This window comes from Pseudomonas sp. AC463 (genome assembly GCF_979253585.1).
On the sequence record NZ_CEEDDZ010000518.1, the window covers coordinates 1 to 279 of the forward strand.

Consider the following 279-nt stretch of genomic DNA (forward strand, 5'->3'; position numbering starts at 1 on the left):
CTCGCTCCACAGCGCTTTCTCGGTGCGGCTGCCGCTCCGCCCCTGGCCAGGGCCGAGGCGCTGTTCGAGGGCATCGAAGGGCAGGGCGCGCGGCTGCCTTCGCAGCGTCGCTACGAGGCGCGCGCCCGCAGCCTTACCGACGGCGTACAGATTCCCCAGGCGCTTTACGACGACCTCAAGGCGCTGCTCAGTTGATGCTGTAGCCACGCCCACTCAGGCAGGCACCCAGGGCGCGCCGGTAGTAGTCGGTAGCGCTGGGGGCGGGTGCACTGATGGCGG

The 279-nt window shown here is 70.6% G+C and carries 1 pseudogene; it reads left to right on the forward strand.

Going from position 1 to position 279, the window contains the following annotated elements:
• Positions 1-195, forward strand: a pseudogene (locus tag AC0IYH_RS31225) (oxidoreductase); the annotation flags it as partial.
• Between the last annotated feature and the right edge of the window lie 84 nt (positions 196-279).